Here is an 18,036-nt window from a genome sequence, read left to right as displayed (position 1 = left end):
TGTATCGACTGATCTAGCGCATTCGCGAGCAAGCCCGCTCCCACAGTTGATTTAAAGCGGCCTCAGGACCGAGTCCGGCACATAAACACCACTCGTCCGCCCTCCCGTCCTACAGTTGAAATCCCCCTCACCACCCCCATATCAGTTTCCATCAGGGCATTTTCGCCCCGCTGCGTGGAGACTCTCCCCTTGACCACCATCGTTTCAGTACGTCGCCACGGCAAAGTCGTCATGGGCGGCGACGGCCAGGTTTCCCTGGGTAATACCGTAATGAAAGGCAACGCCAAGAAAGTGCGTCGCCTGTACCACGGCCAGGTTCTCGCAGGCTTTGCCGGCGCTACCGCCGACGCCTTCACCCTCTTCGAACGTTTCGAAGGCCAGCTGGAAAAACACCAGGGCCATCTCGTGCGCGCAGCCGTCGAACTCGCCAAAGAATGGCGTACCGACCGCTCCCTCAGCCGTCTGGAAGCCATGCTGGCCGTCGCCAACAAAGACGCTTCTCTGATCATCACCGGCAACGGCGATGTGGTTGAGCCTGAACATGGCTTGATCGCCATGGGTTCCGGCGGTGGCTACGCCCAGGCGGCAGCCAGCGCACTGCTGAAGAAGACCGACCTGTCGGCTCGCGAAATCGTCGAGACAGCCCTGGGCATTGCCGGCGATATCTGCGTGTTCACCAACCACAACCAGACCATTGAGGAGCAGGACCTCGCCGAGTAAGCCGTAGGCTTATTCCGCTTGAGGCCGCCAAACACTATGTCCATGACTCCCCGCGAAATCGTCCATGAACTCAACCGCCATATCATCGGCCAGGACGATGCCAAGCGCGCCGTTGCCATCGCGCTGCGTAACCGCTGGCGCCGGATGCAACTGCCCGAAGAACTGCGCGTTGAAGTAACGCCAAAGAACATCCTGATGATCGGTCCTACCGGCGTCGGTAAAACCGAAATCGCCCGTCGCCTGGCCAAGTTGGCCAACGCGCCGTTCATCAAGGTCGAAGCCACCAAGTTCACCGAAGTGGGCTACGTGGGCCGCGACGTCGAGTCGATCATCCGTGACCTGGCCGACGCCGCCCTGAAGCTGCTGCGCGAACAGGAAATGACCAAGGTCAGCCACCGCGCCGAAGACGCCGCCGAAGAACGCATCCTCGACGCCCTGCTGCCACCGGCACGCATGGGTTTCAACGAGGACGCCGCGCCGGCCTCGGACTCCAACACCCGCCAGCTGTTCCGCAAGCGACTGCGTGAAGGCCAGCTGGACGACAAGGAAATCGAGATCGAAGTCGCCGAAGTCTCCGGCGTCGACATCTCCGCCCCGCCTGGCATGGAAGAAATGACCAGCCAGTTGCAGAACCTGTTCGCCAACATGGGCAAGGGCAAGAAGAAAAGCCGCAAGCTCAAGGTGAAGGAAGCCCTGAAACTGGTGCGTGACGAAGAAGCCGGGCGCCTGGTCAATGAGGAAGAACTCAAGGCCAAGGCCCTGGAAGCGGTCGAGCAGCACGGCATCGTGTTTATCGACGAGATCGACAAGGTGGCCAAGCGCGGCAACTCCGGCGGCGTGGATGTGTCCCGTGAAGGCGTACAGCGCGACCTGCTGCCGCTGATCGAAGGCTGCACCGTGAACACTAAGCTGGGCATGGTCAAGACCGACCACATCCTGTTTATCGCCTCCGGTGCATTCCACCTGAGCAAGCCAAGCGACCTGGTGCCGGAGCTGCAAGGCCGCCTGCCGATCCGCGTGGAGCTCAAGGCGCTGACCCCTGGCGACTTTGAGCGCATCCTCAGTGAGCCGCACGCGTCGCTCACCGAGCAATACCGTGAGCTGCTGAAAACCGAAGGCTTGGGTATCGAGTTCCAGGCGGACGGTATCAAGCGCCTGGCGGAGATTGCCTGGCAGGTCAACGAGAAGACCGAGAACATCGGTGCCCGTCGTTTGCACACGCTGCTGGAGCGCTTGTTGGAGGAAGTATCCTTCAGCGCCGGCGACCTGGCCGGTGCGCAGAATGGCGAAGTAATCAAGATTGATGCTGAGTACGTCAACAGCCACTTGGGCGAATTGGCGCAGAACGAAGATCTGTCTCGTTATATCCTGTAAGCCTCACGCAGAGCCGCTTTGCTTTAAGGTGGGAGCGGGCTTGCTCGCGAATGCGGTGTATCAGTCACACCTGTACTGACTGACACTGCCCATTCGCGAGCAAGCCCGCTCCCACATTTTCGAGCCGGTTCCTTCAGGATCATCTCCAATGTCCAAATTTCCTACAGCTGTAAACCTGCACAAAACCTCCAACACCCTCGGCCTTACCTACGGGCCCGACGAGGTGTACCAACTCCCTGCCGAACTGCTGCGCACCCACTCGCCTTCCGCCGAGGTCCAGGGTCACGGCAAACCCATCCTGCAATTCGGCAAGCTCAACGTCCGGTTGACCAAGGTCGAACCGGCCGGTCAGTACGCACTGAAATTGACCTTCGACGACGGCCATGACAGCGGACTGTTCACCTGGGACTACCTCTACCAACTGGCCGTGCGTCAGGACGCGCTGTGGGCTGATTACCTCGCCGAACTCAAAGCAGCCGGCAAAACCCGCGATCCGGATCAGTCGGTCGTGCGGCTGATGCTCTAGCCCAGGGGTCTTGCTCTTTAGAGGGCATTTTCTAATTTCATCTGCTTGAATGCCCTGTCGCGTGACCAACGATTGGTCCGCTTGCGAAAAAAATTAAACTCGGGTAACCAATGGAACTGGCAAGTTCCCTGCATTTGACGATGCGGTATCAACGGTCACCCGAGTCGCAGTACCAGGCTTGTGTTGTGTATCGAAACTGGGTGCGCAGCGGTCCCCGGTACTCGTCTTTCGGACAATGGAGCGTCGTAGATGAGTAACAAGAACAACGATGACTTGAAACGCCAGGCCTCGGAAAACACCCTGGGGCTCAATCCGATCATCGCGTTACGTAAAAAGGATTTACTCGCATCAGCGAAGATGGTGCTGACCCAAGCCATCAAACAACCGTTGCACAGCGTCAAGCACGTCGCACATTTTGGCGTTGAGTTGAAGAACGTGATGTTCGGCAAGTCCGCGTTGGTGCCCGAGAACGACGACCGTCGCTTCCAGGACCCGGCCTGGAGCCAGAACCCGCTGTACAAACGCTATCTGCAAACCTACCTGGCGTGGCGCAAGGAACTGCACGACTGGATCGGCGACAGTAACCTGTCGGAACAGGACATCAGCCGCGGCCACTTCGTGATCAACCTGATGACCGAAGCCATGGCCCCCACCAACAGCGCGGCCAATCCGGCAGCGGTCAAACGCTTCTTTGAAACCGGCGGCAAGAGCCTGCTCGATGGCTTGTCCCACCTGGCCAAGGACATGGTGCACAACGGCGGCATGCCGAGCCAGGTGAACATGGGCGCCTTTGAAGTGGGCAAGACCCTGGGCACGACCGAAGGCTCGGTGGTGTTTCGCAACGACGTGTTGGAGCTGATCCAGTACAAGCCGATCACCGAACAGGTGCACGAACGCCCGCTGCTGGTGGTGCCGCCGCAGATCAACAAATTCTATGTATTCGACCTGAGCCCGGAAAAGAGCCTGGCGCGTTTCTGCCTGCGCAATAACCAGCAAACCTTCATTGTCAGCTGGCGCAACCCCACCAAGGCCCAGCGCGAGTGGGGGCTGTCGACCTATATCGATGCGCTCAAGGAAGCCGTGGATGTGGTCACCGCGATTACCGGCAGCAAGGACATCAACATGCTCGGCGCCTGTTCCGGCGGTATCACCTGCACCGCGTTGCTCGGCCACTATGCGGCGCTGGGGGAGAAAAAGGTCAATGCCCTGACACTGCTGGTGAGCGTGCTGGACACCACGCTGGACACCCAGGTGGCACTGTTCGTCGACGAGCAGACCCTGGAGGCGGCCAAGCGCCACTCCTACCAGGCCGGTGTGCTGGAAGGCCGCGACATGGCCAAGGTGTTTGCGTGGATGCGCCCCAACGACCTGATCTGGAACTACTGGGTCAACAACTACCTGCTGGGCAACGAGCCGCCGGTGTTCGACATCCTGTTCTGGAACAACGACACCACGCGTTTGCCGGCGGCATTCCACGGCGACCTGATCGAGCTGTTCAAGAACAACCCTTTGGTGCGGGCGAATGCCCTGGAAGTGTGCGGCACGCCCATCGACCTCAAGCAAGTCACTGCCGATATTTATTCACTGGCCGGCACCAATGACCACATCACGCCGTGGCAATCCTGCTACAAATCAGCACAGTTGTTCGGTGGCAAGGTGGAGTTTGTACTGTCCAGCAGCGGGCATATCCAGAGCATCCTCAACCCGCCAGGCAACCCCAAGGCGCGTTACCAGACCAACGACAGCCTGGCCGGCAAGCCGCTGGAGTGGCAGGAAAACGCGACCAAGCATACGGATTCCTGGTGGCTGCATTGGCAGGCCTGGCAGGCGGAACGGGCGGGCAAATTAAAGAAAGCACCGACGGTATTAGGTAATAAAACGTACGCCGCAGCCGAAGCTGCGCCGGGAACATATGTGCATGAACGCTAACCCGACCTTGTGGTTGAAATGAGACCGATGTGGGAGCTGGCTTGCCTGCGGAAGCGGTGTTGCATTCACCGCCGGCATCGCAGGCAAGCCAGCTGCCACAAGGTCCGCACCGCCCATTAGACCTATGCACCACCTCACAGGGCTTGAGCATGCCGCAACCGTTCATCTTTCGTACCATCGACCTGGATGGCCAGGCCCTCCGCACGGCGGTGCGCCCGGGCAAGCCTCACTTGACGCCGTTGCTGATCTTCAATGGCATCGGCGCCAACCTTGAGTTGGTGTTTCCATTCGTCCAGGCGCTGGACCCGGACCTGGAAGTGATCGCCTTCGATGTGCCTGGCGTGGGCGGCTCCTCGACGCCCAAACGACCCTACCGCTTTCCCGGCCTGGCCAAACTCACCGCGCGCATGCTCGATTACCTGGACTATGGCCAAGTGAACGCCGTGGGTGTGTCCTGGGGCGGTGCGCTGGCGCAACAGTTCGCCTATGACTATCCGGAACGCTGCAAAAAACTGATTCTCGCCGCCACCGCTGCCGGGGCCTTTATGGTGCCCGGCAAGCCCAAGGTGCTGTGGCTGATGGCCAGTCCCCGGCGCTACATCCAACCGTCCCACGTGGTGCGCATCGCACCGATGATTTATGGCGGCTCGTTCCGCCGCGATTCGAACCTGGCCGCCGAGCATGCGAGCAAAGTGCGCTCGGCCGGCAAGCTCGGTTACTACTGGCAGCTGTTCGCCGGACTGGGCTGGACCAGCATCCACTGGCTGCACAAGATCCGCCAACCCACCCTGGTGCTGGCGGGGGACGACGACCCGCTGATCCCGCTGATCAACATGCGCATGCTGGCCTGGCGCATTCCCAATGCACAGCTGCACATCATCGATGACGGCCACCTGTTCCTGATCACCCGAGCGGAAGCCGTGGCGCCGATCATCATGAAATTTCTTGAAGAGGAGCGTATGCGTGCGGTGATTCATCCGCGACCGGCCGTGTAAGGACACACCGCCGCGCAACTTGCCAGGAACCGACTATGGTTCTGAATTGGCGTGCCTGTTTGATGGCTTGACGAAGGAGTGTTGGCTCATGCGAGAAAGACCCGTGACGAACCCGGCGCCCACCCCGGCGGCGTTCATCAATGCGCAAAATGCGATCACCGGCCTGCGGGGTCGGGACCTGCTGTCGACCCTGCGCAGCGTGGCCGCCCACGGCTTGCGCAACCCGGTGCATACCGTTCGCCATGCCTGGGCGTTGAGCGGACAACTGGGGCGCGTATTGCTCGGTGAAACCGTGCACGAACCCAACCCCAACGACGGCCGCTTCACCGACCCCACCTGGACACTCAACCCACTGTACCGGCGTAGCCTGCAAGCTTATCTGAGCTGGCAGAAGCAGACCCGGCACTGGATCGATGACAGCACTCTGAGCGCCGATGACCGCACTCGCGCACACTTCGCCTTCTCGCTGATCAACGATGCGGTCTCCCCTTCCAACACCCTGCTCAACCCGCTGGCGATCAAGGAGCTGCTCAACTCCGGCGGCAACAGCGTGGTGCGCGGAGTGACCCATCTGTTCGAAGACATGCTGCACAACAACGGCCTGCCGCGCCAGGTGAGCAAGCACGCCTTCGAAGTGGGCAAGACGGTCGCCACCACGCCCGGCTCGGTGGTATTTCGCAATGAACTGCTGGAACTGATCCAGTACAAGCCGATGAGCGAAAAGCAGTACGCCAAGCCACTGCTGATCGTGCCGCCGCAAATCAACAAGTACTACATTTTCGACCTAAGCCCGGCCAACAGCTTTGTGCAGTACGCCCTGAAAAACGGCTTGCAGACCTTCATGGTCAGCTGGCGCAACCCGGATGTACGGCATCGCGAATGGGGCCTGTCCACCTACGTTGCGGCGCTGGAGGAAGCGCTCAACGTGTGCCGCGCGATCACTGGCGCCCGCGAGGTCAACCTGATGGGCGCCTGCGCCGGCGGGCTGACCATCGCCGCGCTGCAAGGCCACTTGCAAGCCAAACGCCAGCTGCGCCGCATCTCAAGCGCCAGCTACCTGGTGAGCCTGCTGGACAGCCAGATCGACAGCCCCGCCACGCTGTTCGCCGACGAGCAGACCCTGGAAGCCGCCAAGCGTCGGTCTTATCAACAAGGCGTGCTGGACGGCCGCGACATGGCCAAGGTGTTCGCCTGGATGCGTCCGAATGACCTGATCTGGAACTACTGGATCAACAACTACTTGCTGGGCAAGGAACCGCCGGCCTTCGACATCCTGTATTGGAACAACGACAACACGCGCCTGCCCGCCGCGCTGCACGGCGACCTGCTGGACTTCTTCAAGCACAACCCGCTGAGTCATCCCGGTGGCCTGGAGGTGTGCGGTACACCGATCGATTTGCAGAAGGTCACGGTGGACAGCTTCAGCGTGGCAGGCATCAACGACCACATCACGCCATGGGACGCGGTGTATCGCTCGACCCAATTGCTGGGCGGCGAGCGGCGCTTCGTGCTGTCCAACAGCGGGCATATCCAGAGCATTCTCAACCCGCCGGGCAATCCCAAGGCCAATTACGTCGAGAACCCCAAGCTGAGCAGCGACCCGCGCGCCTGGTACTACGACGCCAACCACGTCGAAGGCAGTTGGTGGCCGCAATGGCTGGAGTGGATCCAGCAGCGCTCCGGCGTGCAACGGGAAACCCTTACCGCCCTGGGCAACCAGAATTACCCACCGATGGAAGCAGCGCCCGGCACCTATGTGCGGGTGCGCTGAGCTCAGCGATCACATTAAGAAGACTGGATGAAGACCCGCGACCGTATCCTTGAATGTGCCCTGCAGTTGTTCAACCAGAAGGGCGAGCCAAACGTGTCGACCATGGAGGTGGCCAATGAAATGGGGATCAGCCCCGGCAACCTCTACTACCACTTCCATGGCAAGGAGCCACTGGTACTCGGGTTGTTCGAACGCTTCCAGAATGAGCTGGCGCCCCTGCTGGACCCACCGGCGGACGCACAACTGGAGGCCGAGGATTACTGGCTGTTCCTGCACCTGATTGTCGAGCGCATGGCGCATTACAGGTTCTTGTTCCAGGACTTGTCGAACCTGGCGGGGCGTTTGCCGAAGCTGGCCAAAGGCATTCGCAACCAGCTGACTGCGCTCAAGCGGACCCTGGCGTCATTGCTGGCGCGACTGAAGGCGGCAGGTCAGTTGGTCAGTAGCACCCAGGCCCTGGGGCAACTGGTGGAGCAGATCACGTTGACCTTGCTGTTCTCGTTGGATTACCAGCGGATTATTGATCGTGAAGGTGAGGTACGGGTGGTGGTGTACCAGGTCATGATGCTGGTAGCGCCGCATCTATTGCTGCCGGCACGCCTGGCAACCGAGAAGTTCGCGCTGAAATACCTGGATGACAGCGTCTAAACATGTCGGAGCAAGCCCACACACCTAAAAAAATGCCCGACCTTTGCAGGCCGGGCATTTTTTGTGTCCTGGGAAAAATCAGGACTGACTGGATGGCGTCGGGGTTGCCGGCGTTGCAGTCGGGGTCACAGCAGCAGGGGTCGGCGCGGACACCGAGTTGGCTGTGGAAGCGGTTGGCGCAGTAGCAGGCTTTGCCGCAACCGCAGGCTTCGATGCTGCTGGCTTTTTCGCTACCGCTGGCTTCTTCGCGGCGGCTGGTTTTGTCGCTGGCTTGGCTGCAGCAGGTTTGGCGGCGGGTTTCGCGGCGACCGGCTTGGCTGCAGGTTTCGCAGCGGCGGGTTTGGCAGCGGGTTTTGCGGCTGCGGTTTTAGCCGCAGGCTTGGCGGCAGGTTTTGCGGCTGCCTTGGCTGCTGGCTTAGCGGCAGGCTTGGCAGCAGCTTTCGCGGCTACCGGCTTAGCTGCCGACTTGGCGGCGGGCTTGGCAGCTGCCGTTTTTGCCGCCGGCTTGGCGGCGGGTTTAGCGGTTGCCTTGGCAGCGGGTTTGGCAGCCGGTTTCGCGGCAGCTTTCACCAGAGGCTTGGCGGCAGTTTTCGCAGCCGGTTTGGCCGCTGCGGTTTTCGCCGCTGGCTTGGCAGCCGGTTTGGCCGCCGCCGTTTTCACGGGAGCCACTTTAGCGCCGGTCAGTTTCTCGATTTGCTTGGTCAGGGTATCGACCTTGCTGTGCAGCGTCTTCAGCTCTGCCTTGCTCGGCACGCCCAGTCGCGAAATGGCACTGTTGAGGCGCTTGTCGAAAGTTTCTTCCAACTTGCCCCAAGTGTCCGAAAGGCTCGACTTGGCGGAACCGGCAGTTGCCTTGGCCGCTTCAACTTTTTTACCAACCGTGGTTTTGGTCAACTTCTCGGCCTTCTCGCCGTCCTTGACCAAAGTCTCGAAGTATTTGCCGCCGTCACTGCTAACCTTCGAGTACACGCCTAAACCAGCAAGCCAGATCTTACGGGAATATTTTTCAACTTCCCCGACCCACGAGCTGCCTTCTTTCTGAGTAGTCTTTTTAACAGCCATCCCGATGTCTCCTTAGTGTTTACGCGCGACACGTTCTAGCAATGTCGTCAGCTCTTCGAGCTTAGCAGAGAGTGTCTCAACGTCATGTTTAGACGCAATGCCGATTCGATTCAAGGCACTGGCAACACGAGTGTCAAAAGCTTTTTCAACTTTATCAAGCTGAACTTCTACCAGACCTTTGACGGAGGAGACATTACTCTTTACTTGGTCAATCTGACTGTTGGCGGCTTCAAGTTGTTCAACTGCAACTTTTTTACCTTTACTTTCAACATGTTGACCGGCTTTAACCAACTCTTTGAAGTAATCGCCGCCCTCGCTTCCGACCTTGGCATAAGCACCAAGTCCTGCCAGCCAGATCTTGCGGGCGTAGGATTTAACCTCGCTCAAGGTAGTGGTCTGGGCGTCGATTTTTTTCTTCAGGATAACTTTGGCCATGGTGCACCTCACGCAGAATAGGGTGGAGGAACGGCCCACAGGAGTTGAGGGCTTGGGCACAAAGTAGGCTGGAAAATTAGAATCGGCACCCTAAGAACAGGTTGATCACGCCAACGCTTTATCCAGGGCCTTTTCGATTTCGGACTTGATGGTGCCACTCATGGCCGACATCAACAGGCCCAGTTCCACATCAATGCGCAACGAATCATCGGCGACGACTACAGTGCCCTTAACCCCCGAACGCTTGAGGTTCAAGGTATCGCCGGACCACGACGGCTCCAGGCCATAGTGCTCCTTGAGTTTGTGCGCCAACTTGTCGGCCTTTGCACGTGCGCCTTCTTTACCCAGGGAATGTGCACGCTCAACGGTTATACGGGCCATTGCAATGACTCCTCTTTATGGGGAAGTGGATACCTTCGATGCGGCAAAAGGTCTCGGTGACCACCCATCTTACCTGCAGCCTTGCCAAGACAAAGTAGGCCTTGGGGATTATCATGTCCCGCATTCTCTTTTGGTGACAGCGATATGACTGATCAGCGCAAAGGCAGCGATGCCGAACCCACCACTCACTTCGGCTTCAAGAACGTCCCGGAAAGCCAGAAAGCGGAAAAAGTCGCTGAGGTGTTCCATTCCGTAGCGGCCAAGTATGACCTGATGAACGACGTGCTCTCCGGTGGCATGCACCGCCTGTGGAAGCGGTTCACCATCGAGCTGTCGGGTGTTCGCACCGGCAACCGCGTACTGGACATCGCCGGTGGTACGGGCGACCTGGCGGCCAAGTTCTCCAAGCTCGTTGGCCCGACCGGCCAGGTGGTCTTGGCGGACATCAACGGTTCGATGCTCAAGGTCGGCCGTGACCGCCTGCTCGACAAGGGCGTGGCGGGCAATATCGAGTTCGTCCAGGCCGACGCTGAAAAGTTGCCGTTCCCCGACAACCATTTCGACTGCGTGACCATCGCCTTCGGCCTGCGCAACGTGACCCACAAGGAAGACGCGATCCGCTCGATGCTGCGCGTCCTCAAGCCGGGCGGCCGCCTGTTGGTGCTGGAGTTCTCCAAGCCCACCAACGCGCTGATGTCCAAGGTCTATGACACCTACTCCTTCGCCTTCATGCCATTGATGGGCAAGCTGATCACCAATGACGCCGAAAGCTATCGCTACCTGGCCGAATCGATCCGCATGCACCCCGATCAGGAAACCCTGAAGTCAATGATGGTAGAAGCCGGTTTCGACCGCGTGACCTACCACAACATGACCTCGGGCATCGTCGCCCTGCATCGCGGCATCAAGCCCTGATGCTGTTCGCCGGCCTTCTCGCCAGCGTTGAACACGGCCTCAACCGTGTGCTGCGCCTGGACAGTACCGCCCTGGCGCGGCTTGCGCACCTCAGCGGCAAAGTCATTGCCGTCGACTGCCGCAGCCCCGCCTTGCAGCTGTTTATCCTGCCCAGCGATGAAGGCCTGATGCTCGCGAGCCAATGGGCCGCAGAAGCCGACTGTACCCTGCGTGCGCCGGCATCGAGCCTGCTGCACCTGGCCCTGAGCCGCAACAAGACGGCCATCCTGCACAGCGCCGAGGTGGAGCTGGAAGGCGACAGTTCGGTGCTGATGGACCTGGCCGCCGTGCTGCAGGACCTGGAACTGGACTGGGAATACGAGCTGTCGCGCTGGATCGGTCCAGTGGCCACCCAGTTGATCAGCGGGCACCTGCGCAGCCGCTCGCGCTGGTACCAGCAAGGGTTCGCCAGCCTTAACCAGAACCTCGCCGAATACCTGAGCGAAGAATCGCGCACCCTGGTCGGAGAACGGGAAGCGCAAGCGCGCTTTCGTGAACTCGACAAGGCCAAAATCGACCTGGAACGCCTTGAGGCGCGCTTCGAGCGCCTAAGCCGTTCCCTTGATCCAAGCGATAACGCATGAAGCTGCTCGCCGTCCGCCGTTTGTTTCGTATCCAGCGCGTCGTAATCCGCTACCGCCTCGATGACCTGCTGTTCGCCCTGCCTTTGCCGTGGTTCCTGCTGGCGGTGCGCTATGTGCTGCCGTGGCGCTGGTTCCCGCGCAAACAACTGGCACTGAGCCGTGGCGCACGCCTGCGCCTGGCACTGCAGGACCTGGGGCCGATCTTCATCAAGTTCGGGCAGATCCTCTCGACCCGCCGCGACTTGCTGCCCGAGGACATCGCCGACGAGTTGATGCTGCTGCAGGACCGCGTGCCGCCGTTCGACTCCCAACAGTCAATGGCGTTGATCGAAGAGCAACTGGGCAAGAAGATCAGCGAAGTCTTCAGCCGCTTCGACGTCGAGCCCCTCGCCTCGGCCTCCGTGGCCCAAGTGCACGCGGCACAGCTCAAGACCGGCGAAGAAGTGGTGGTAAAGGTAATCCGCCCTGGCCTCAAGCCGATCATCGGCCAGGATCTGGCATGGCTGTTCATCCTCGCCCGTGCCGCCGAGCGTTTCTCGGCCGATGCACGCCTGCTGCACCCGGTGGACGTGGTCGCCGACTACGAAAAAACCATCTACGACGAACTCGACCTGCTGCGCGAAGCCGCCAACGCCAGCCAGCTCAAGCGCAACTTCGAAGGCTCGCCACTGCTGTACGTGCCACAAGTGTATTGGGACTGGTGCCGCCCTAAAGTGCTGGTGATGGAGCGCATCTACGGCGTGCAGGTCACCGACCTCGCGACCCTGGCCGACCAGCGCACCGACATGAAGATGCTCGCCGAGCGCGGCGTGGAGATCTTCTTCACCCAAGTGTTCCGCGACAGCTTCTTCCACGCCGACATGCACCCCGGCAACATCTTTGTCAGCACCGTGAACCCGTGGAGCCCGCAGTACATCGCGATCGACTGCGGCATCGTCGGCAGCCTGACCCCGGAAGACCAGGACTACCTGGCCCGCAACCTGTTCGCCTTCTTCAAGCGCGACTACCGGCGTGTGGCGCAGTTGCACATCGATTCGGGCTGGGTGCCGGCGGAAACCAAGCTCAACGAATTCGAAGCGGCGATCCGCACCGTGTGCGAGCCGATCTTCGAAAAACCATTAAAAGATATTTCCTTCGGCCAGGTGCTGATGCGCCTGTTCCAGACCGCGCGGCGCTTCAACATGGAAGTGCAGCCACAGTTGGTATTGCTGCAAAAAACCCTGCTGAACATCGAAGGCCTGGGCCGCCAGCTGTACCCGGACCTCGACCTGTGGAACACCGCCCAGCCGTTCCTGGAACGCTGGATGCGCGAGCGCATGAGCCCGAAAACCGTGCTGGGCAACCTGCACAGCCAGATGGAACAACTGCCGCACCTGGCCAACATGACCCGCGACCTGCTGGAGCGCATGTCCCAGCCCCACGCCAAGGACCCGGCGCCGCCTTGGAAGAAGCGCAAGGACGACTGGTTCCTGCGCCTGCTGGGCGCTGCTCACCTGGTCGGTGGGGTGATGCTGGCCATCGGTGGCCCGCTGAACCAACTGGGCCACTGGCCGGCTGGCATCATGGTCGCCGTGGGTATCTATCTGATCGTGCGTCGATAGCCAATCCGGTTATACACTGTCGCAAATTGCCGGAGCCGAACATGAAAGACTGGCTGGACGATATCAAGTGGGACAGTGACGGCCTGGTGCCGGCCATTGCCCAGGACTACAAGACCGGGCGCGTGCTGATGATGGCCTGGATGAACCGTGAGGCCTTGAGCCTCACCGCCGCTGAGCAGCGTGCCATCTACTGGTCACGCTCGCGTGGCAAACTGTGGCGCAAGGGCGAAGAGTCCGGGCACGTGCAGACCCTGCACGAGATGCGCATCGACTGCGACGCCGACGTGGTGATCCTCATGGTCGAGCAGATCGGCGACATCGCCTGCCACACCGGCCGCCACAGCTGCTTCTATCGCGTTTTCGAAAATGGCGAATGGAAGACCGTCGAGCCGGTGCTCAAAGACCCCGACGCCATTTACTCGGCAGGACACTAAGACATGAGCGATACCCTGAACCGCGTGGCCCAGGTGCTGGAAGACCGCAAAGGCGCGGATGCCGACAGCTCCTACGTCGCCAGCCTGTACCACAAGGGCTTGAACAAGATCCTGGAAAAACTCGGCGAAGAATCCGTCGAGACCATCATCGCCGCTAAGGACGCGCAAATCAGCGGCGACTGCAGCGATGTCATCTACGAAACCGCCGACCTATGGTTCCATAGCCTGGTCATGCTCGCCCAACTGGGGCAGCATCCGCAGGCAGTGCTGGATGAACTGGACCGTCGCTTCGGCTTGTCCGGGCATGCCGAGAAGGCCTCGCGCCCGTCCGCCTGAATAACCAAGACTAGAGGATTTGCAGCATGGGCATTTTTGACTGGAAACACTGGATCGTCATCCTGGTGGTGGTGGTACTGGTGTTCGGCACCAAGAAACTGAAGAACCTGGGCACCGACGTGGGCGAGTCGATCAAGGGCTTTCGCAAAGCCATGAACGACGACGAAAAGCCGGCCGATCCCGCCGCCAACCCGGTCCCCCCGGCGCAGCCTGTGCACCCGCAGGCCACTCAGCCGATCACCGAGCGTCGCACCTTCGACGTACAGGCTGAGAAAGTCGAAGAGCCGACCCGCAAAGACTCGTGAGCACTGACTAATGTTTGGTATCAGCTTCTCTGAACTGCTGCTCGTCGGCCTCGTGGCCCTGCTGGTACTGGGGCCGGAACGCCTGCCCGGTGCAGCACGCACGGCCGGCCTGTGGATCGGGCGCCTGAAACGCAGTTTCAACGCCATCAAACAGGAAGTTGAACGGGAAATCGGCGCCGACGAGATCCGTCGGCAACTGCACAACGAGCATATTCTGTCGTTGGAACAGGAAGCCCGGAAGATTCTGTCGCCCGTGCATGAGCCCGCCAAACCGGCGGAGCCCGCTGTCGAAAACAGCATCGCGCCTGCGGTTGAGGCCGCACCCGTGGCACCGACCGCGCCAACCGAGCCTGCGCCGACGCCCACCGCGTCGCCCGCGCCCCATGACCCTACATTGCCGCCGCGAGCCCCATGAGCGCTGATAAACCGGAAAACGACCAGCATATGCCGCTGGTCTCGCACCTCACCGAGCTGCGTACCCGCCTGCTGCGTTGCGTAGCGGCCATCTTCATCATCTTTGCCGGGTTGTTCGCCTTTACCCAGCAGATCTACACCTTCGTCTCCACACCACTGCGCCAGTACCTGCCGGCCGGTGCGACGATGATCGCCACCGATGTGTCGTCGCCGTTCCTCACGCCGTTGAAGCTGACCATGATGGTGTCGCTGTTCCTGGCGATCCCGGTGATCCTGCACCAGATCTGGGGCTTTATCGCACCGGGCCTGTACAAGCATGAGAAGCGCATCGCCGTGCCGTTGCTGGTGTCGAGCATCCTGCTGTTCTACACCGGCATGGCGTTCGCCTACTTCCTGGTGTTCCCGCTGATCTTCAAATTCTTCGCCGCCGCCACCCCGGCCGGCGTGGAAATGATGACGGACATCACCAGCTACCTCGACTTCGTGATGACGCTGTTCTTCGCTTTTGGCGTGGCCTTCGAAATTCCGGTGGCCGTGGTACTGCTGGTGTGGATCGGCGTGGTCAACGTGGCGTACCTGAAGAAAATCCGCCCGTACGTGATCATCGGCTGCTTCGTGGTCGGCATGATCCTCACGCCGCCGGACATCTTCTCCCAGACCTTGCTGGCCGTACCGATGTGGATGCTGTTCGAGATCGGCATCCTGTTCAGCGGCTTGATCAGCAAGCGCGGCGAACACCCGGATGATCAGCCTGACGACGACCAGCCGCCAGCGACCCAGCCGTGAACCTGCTGCTACTGGAAGAGGCCGACTTCATCGCGGCCGACCGCGTGGTACTGCGTGATCGGCGCCTGGTGCACATGCAGGAAGTCCATCGCGCCGTCGTCGGCGACAGCCTGCGCGTCGGCCGCATTGGCGGGCTGATGGGCAATGCGCAACTGCTGCGCCTGGAAGCCACCGAAGCCGAGCTGCAAGTGAGCGTCGACCAACCACCACCGGCCAAGCTGCCGCTGACCCTGCTGCTGGCCCTTCCCCGCCCAAAGATGCTGCGTCGGGTATTGCAGACTGTGGCGGCGATGGGCGTGCCCAAGGTGGTGCTGGTCAACAGCTACCGGGTCGAAAAGAGCTTCTGGCAAACCCCATTCCTGGAACCTGAGGCGATTCGCGAGCAATTGATCCTCGGCCTTGAACAGGCGCGGGACACGGTATTGCCCGAGATCATCATCGAAAAACGCTTCAAGCCCTTCGTCGAAGACCGCCTGCCGGCCATGGCCGCAGGCAGCCTGGGGCTGATTGGCCATCCCGGTGATTACCCGGCCTGCCCACGCGGACTGGACGAGCCGGTGACCCTGGCGATCGGCCCGGAAGGTGGCTGGATTCCCTACGAAGTGGACCTGCTCACCCAAGCTGGCTTGCAGCCCGTGCAGTTGGGCGCGCGCATCCTGCGCGTCGAAACCGCCGTCACCGCCCTGCTCGCCCGTCTCTTCTAAATCTCACTCGCCGCCCTCCTACAGAAAAGTCTGTCACCGCCGATACCCTTTGAATAAGTCCAAGCCTTGTTCCAGGGGAGTTCGCAGCATGCATCGTTGGTTAGCCGAAAAGCTGGGGAATATCAGCGTCAAGACCAAACTCGGCGTGGGCTTCGGCCTGGTGTTACTGCTGACATTATTGATCATGTTCACTGGCTGGACCGGCCTGGGCGATGTCACCAGTCGCGGTGACAAGCTGGGCCATATCTCCAGCCTCAACGGGCTGACCAAGGACTTGCGCCTGGCGCGCCTGGACTTCGAAATGCGGCGCGGCGAACAAGGCACCGACGCGGTCAACAACCTGATCGCCAAGCTGGACAGTGGTCTGAAAACCGCCGCAGACCTGATCGAACAACCCGACGACAAGGCCCTTGTCGAACAGCAACAGGACGCCCTGAGCCAGTATAAAAAGGCCTTTGCCACCATGGTTCAGGCCGGGCTCAAGCGTGAAGGTGCCCGCAGTAAACTGGGCGATACCGCCGACAACGCCGTAGCGAAGGTCAGCGAGGTCGAAAAAAGCCTGCTGCAAGGCGACAGCGTCACGCAGTTCAACAGCGTGGTCGACCTGAGCAAACTGATCCAGCAGGCGCGCTTCCAGGTGCGCGGCTACACCTACAGCGCCAAGGTCGAAGCTGAACAACCGGCCCTCGACGCCATTGATAACGCGGTGAAAAAGATCACCGAACTGCAGGGCCAACTGCCCGCGCAGTACCAGGCCAACCTGGAGGAGGCCAGCACCTCGCTGCAAGCCTACCGCGCGGCGGTCAGCCAGTACCGTGACTCTCAGACCGCCGCCGCCGCTGCGTTGAAGATCATGAGTGCCCAGGGTGACACGCTGTTGGGCCACAGCGACAAACTCACCCTCTCGCAAACCGTGGTGCGCGACGCCGACGCCGCGCACGCCAAACAACTCTTGCTGCTGGCTACCGTACTGGCGCTGATCTTTGGTCTGGTGGCCGCCTGGGCGATCACGCGCCAGATCGTGATTCCGCTGAACCAGACCCTCCAGGTTGCCCAGCGCGTGGCATCGGGCGACCTGAGCCACAACCTCACCTCCATGCGCCAGGATGAGCTGGGCCAGCTGCAACGTGCCATGCAAAGCATGACCGTCGGTTTGCGCGAACTGATCGGCGGCATCAGCGACGGCGTCACCCAGATCGCCAGCGCCGCCGAGCAACTGTCGGCCGTGACCGAACAGACCAGCGCCGGGGTCAACAGCCAGAAGGTCGAAACGGACCAGGTGGCCACCGCCATGAATGAAATGGCCGCTACCGTGCAAGAAGTCGCGCGTAACGCCGAGGAAGCCTCCGAAGCGGCCGTAGCGGCTGACCAGCAGGCCCGTGAAGGCGACAAGGTGGTCGGCGAAGCCATCGCCCAGATCGAGCGCCTGGCCACCGAAGTGGGCAACTCCACGGTTGCCATGGGCGACCTGAAGCGCGAAAGCGACAAGATCGGCAGCGTGCTCGACGTGATCAAGTCCGTGGCCCAGCAAACCAACCTGCTGGCCCTCAACGCTGCGATTGAAGCCGCGCGTGCCGGGGAAGCCGGTCGGGGCTTCGCTGTGGTAGCGGACGAGGTGCGCAGCCTGGCCCAACGCACTCAGAAGTCCACCGAAGAGATCGAAGAACTGATCGTCGGCCTGCAAAGCGGCACTCAGCAAGTGGCGACCATCATGGACAACAGCCGCGGCCTGACCGACAGCAGCGTCGAACTGACCCGCCGTGCCGGCAGTGCCCTGGCGAGCATCACTCGGACAGTCTCGACCATCCAGGCGATGAACTCGCAGATCGCCACCGCTGCCGAACAGCAAAGCGCGGTGGCCGAGGAGATCAACCGCAGCGTGCTGAATGTGCGCGATGTGTCGGAGCAGACGGCTGCGGCCAGTGAAGAGACCGCAGCGTCGAGTACCGAACTGGCGCGCCTGGGCACCCATTTGCAAGCACTGGTCGGCCGCTTCAGGGTCTGACGCACCTCACCGCGTGGCGACCTGCCCAGGGTCGCCGCCTTCAGTCTGTGAAATTTCCTACACGTTTATCAG

20 protein-coding genes and 1 pseudogene are annotated in these 18,036 nt (G+C 60.9%); 18 read left to right on the top strand and 3 right to left on the bottom strand.

Features of this window, described 5'->3' with window-relative positions; translation table 11 throughout:
- The first annotated feature begins 189 nt into the window (after positions 1–189).
- The 7 genes from hslV to BMZ57_RS20185 all read left to right on the top strand — a co-directional run bounded on the left by hslV (position 190) and on the right by BMZ57_RS20185 (position 7,963).
- Positions 190–720: an ATP-dependent protease subunit HslV gene (hslV, locus tag BMZ57_RS20215; RefSeq protein WP_003171209.1), complete on the top strand. Its 531-nt coding sequence runs from the start codon at positions 190–192 to the stop codon at positions 718–720.
- Between the two features lie 36 nt (positions 721–756).
- Entirely contained in the window at positions 757–2,094 is a 1,338-nt protein-coding gene (gene hslU, locus BMZ57_RS20210; RefSeq protein WP_010213775.1) for an ATP-dependent protease ATPase subunit HslU, read from the top strand.
- A 148-nt stretch (positions 2,095–2,242) separates the two neighbouring features.
- Positions 2,243–2,620 (top strand): gamma-butyrobetaine hydroxylase family protein, encoded by a 378-nt coding sequence (locus tag BMZ57_RS20205; RefSeq protein WP_010213778.1) that lies wholly within the window; start codon positions 2,243–2,245, stop codon positions 2,618–2,620.
- Between the two features lie 249 nt (positions 2,621–2,869).
- A complete protein-coding gene (phaC, locus tag BMZ57_RS20200) occupies positions 2,870–4,549 on the top strand; it encodes a class II poly(R)-hydroxyalkanoic acid synthase (RefSeq protein WP_010213779.1) in 1,680 nt (559 codons plus the stop codon).
- 149 nt (positions 4,550–4,698) lie between these two features.
- Positions 4,699–5,544: a poly(3-hydroxyalkanoate) depolymerase gene (phaZ, locus tag BMZ57_RS20195; RefSeq protein WP_010213781.1), complete on the top strand. Its 846-nt coding sequence runs from the start codon at positions 4,699–4,701 to the stop codon at positions 5,542–5,544.
- A gap of 88 nt (positions 5,545–5,632) precedes the next feature.
- On the top strand, positions 5,633–7,315 hold the full coding sequence (phaC, locus tag BMZ57_RS20190) for a class II poly(R)-hydroxyalkanoic acid synthase (RefSeq protein ID WP_044286515.1): 1,683 nt from the start codon (positions 5,633–5,635) through the stop codon (positions 7,313–7,315).
- A 27-nt stretch (positions 7,316–7,342) separates the two neighbouring features.
- A complete protein-coding gene (locus BMZ57_RS20185; RefSeq protein ID WP_044286514.1) occupies positions 7,343–7,963 on the top strand; it encodes a TetR/AcrR family transcriptional regulator in 621 nt (206 codons plus the stop codon).
- 78 nt (positions 7,964–8,041) lie between these two features.
- Here the strand turns inward: BMZ57_RS20185 and BMZ57_RS20180 are convergent, their stop codons facing one another.
- From BMZ57_RS20180 to BMZ57_RS20170, 3 genes are all read right to left on the bottom strand, one after another.
- Positions 8,042–9,025 (bottom strand): phasin family protein, encoded by a 984-nt coding sequence (locus BMZ57_RS20180; protein ID WP_069672823.1) that lies wholly within the window; start codon positions 9,023–9,025, stop codon positions 8,042–8,044.
- A 12-nt stretch (positions 9,026–9,037) separates the two neighbouring features.
- Positions 9,038–9,460: a phasin family protein gene (locus tag BMZ57_RS20175; protein WP_010213785.1), complete on the bottom strand. Its 423-nt coding sequence runs from the start codon at positions 9,458–9,460 to the stop codon at positions 9,038–9,040.
- A 105-nt stretch (positions 9,461–9,565) separates the two neighbouring features.
- On the bottom strand, positions 9,566–9,841 hold the full coding sequence (locus BMZ57_RS20170) for a polyhydroxyalkanoic acid system family protein (RefSeq protein ID WP_021492330.1): 276 nt from the start codon (positions 9,839–9,841) through the stop codon (positions 9,566–9,568).
- 144 nt (positions 9,842–9,985) lie between these two features.
- Here BMZ57_RS20170 and ubiE point away from each other — a divergent pair, with 144 nt between their 5' ends.
- The 11 genes and pseudogenes from ubiE (at position 9,986) to BMZ57_RS30240 (ending at position 17,964) form a co-directional block, all read left to right on the top strand.
- Positions 9,986–10,756: a bifunctional demethylmenaquinone methyltransferase/2-methoxy-6-polyprenyl-1,4-benzoquinol methylase UbiE gene (gene ubiE, locus BMZ57_RS20165; protein WP_003171186.1), complete on the top strand. Its 771-nt coding sequence runs from the start codon at positions 9,986–9,988 to the stop codon at positions 10,754–10,756.
- Positions 10,756–11,379, top strand: a complete 624-nt coding sequence (locus BMZ57_RS20160) for a ubiquinone biosynthesis accessory factor UbiJ (protein WP_042571350.1) — start codon at positions 10,756–10,758, stop codon at positions 11,377–11,379. The genes ubiE and BMZ57_RS20160 overlap by 1 nt, the downstream gene beginning before the upstream one ends.
- A complete protein-coding gene (gene ubiB, locus BMZ57_RS20155) occupies positions 11,376–12,980 on the top strand; it encodes a ubiquinone biosynthesis regulatory protein kinase UbiB (RefSeq protein ID WP_010213796.1) in 1,605 nt (534 codons plus the stop codon). The genes BMZ57_RS20160 and ubiB overlap by 4 nt, the downstream gene beginning before the upstream one ends.
- A gap of 41 nt (positions 12,981–13,021) precedes the next feature.
- Entirely contained in the window at positions 13,022–13,414 is a 393-nt protein-coding gene (gene hisI / locus BMZ57_RS20150; RefSeq protein ID WP_044286511.1) for a phosphoribosyl-AMP cyclohydrolase, read from the top strand.
- A 3-nt stretch (positions 13,415–13,417) separates the two neighbouring features.
- Positions 13,418–13,750 carry a phosphoribosyl-ATP diphosphatase gene (locus BMZ57_RS20145; RefSeq protein WP_003209299.1) on the top strand — a complete coding sequence of 111 codons (333 nt, stop codon included), beginning with the start codon at positions 13,418–13,420 and terminating at the stop codon, positions 13,748–13,750.
- 26 nt (positions 13,751–13,776) lie between these two features.
- Positions 13,777–14,055, top strand: coding sequence for a twin-arginine translocase TatA/TatE family subunit (locus BMZ57_RS20140; protein ID WP_003171180.1), 279 nt, complete (start codon positions 13,777–13,779; stop codon positions 14,053–14,055).
- Between the two features lie 10 nt (positions 14,056–14,065).
- On the top strand, positions 14,066–14,470 hold the full coding sequence (tatB, locus tag BMZ57_RS20135; RefSeq protein ID WP_010213803.1) for a Sec-independent protein translocase protein TatB: 405 nt from the start codon (positions 14,066–14,068) through the stop codon (positions 14,468–14,470).
- Positions 14,467–15,255, top strand: a complete 789-nt coding sequence (gene tatC, locus BMZ57_RS20130; RefSeq protein WP_010213805.1) for a twin-arginine translocase subunit TatC — start codon at positions 14,467–14,469, stop codon at positions 15,253–15,255. Before tatB ends, tatC begins: the two co-directional genes overlap by 4 nt.
- A complete protein-coding gene (locus BMZ57_RS20125) occupies positions 15,252–15,959 on the top strand; it encodes a 16S rRNA (uracil(1498)-N(3))-methyltransferase (RefSeq protein WP_010213807.1) in 708 nt (235 codons plus the stop codon). Before tatC ends, BMZ57_RS20125 begins: the two co-directional genes overlap by 4 nt.
- An 88-nt stretch (positions 15,960–16,047) precedes the next feature.
- Positions 16,048–17,106 (top strand): annotated as a pseudogene (locus BMZ57_RS30245) (methyl-accepting chemotaxis protein); the annotation flags it as partial.
- Positions 17,092–17,964, top strand: a complete 873-nt coding sequence (locus BMZ57_RS30240; protein WP_373422392.1) for a methyl-accepting chemotaxis protein — start codon at positions 17,092–17,094, stop codon at positions 17,962–17,964. The pseudogene BMZ57_RS30245 and the gene BMZ57_RS30240, both read left to right, overlap by 15 nt.
- Positions 17,965–18,036: the final 72 nt, after the last annotated feature.

Source organism: Pseudomonas simiae, assembly GCF_900111895.1.
GTDB lineage: Bacteria > Pseudomonadota > Gammaproteobacteria > Pseudomonadales > Pseudomonadaceae > Aquipseudomonas > Aquipseudomonas simiae.
The sequence above is the reverse complement of the archived record's forward strand: the minus strand, read 5'-3'. Positions and strand labels throughout refer to the sequence as shown.